Source organism: Vallitalea sediminicola, from assembly GCF_054408565.1.
Genome location: NZ_BTPT01000330.1, coordinates 1 through 247 on the forward strand (window position 1 = coordinate 1; position 247 = coordinate 247).

Here is a 247-nt window from a genome sequence, read left to right on the forward strand (position 1 = left end):
AGCTTTGCAGCGCGCTCGGAAGATATCACTTTAATTGATGGCGCTGATCCTGCCCCCTATAACACTAAACACATAGAAGGCCCACATATATACAAAATAGAGGGGCAGTATTATGTATCAGCAGCGGGAGGCGGCACGGGCCTTAACCATCAGCAGTTGATATTTCGCTCTCAAAATATTTTGGGACCCTATCTGTCTTATGAGAATAACCCAATACTCACTCAAGTTGGGTTAGCTAAAGATCGAA

The 247-nt window shown here is 44.5% G+C and carries 1 protein-coding gene; it reads left to right on the forward strand.

Translation table 11 applies throughout. The features are described from left to right. Positions 1-247, forward strand: a 247-nt coding sequence (locus ACX6CF_RS26935; RefSeq protein WP_458788452.1) for a family 43 glycosylhydrolase, incomplete at both ends; no start/stop codon positions are given.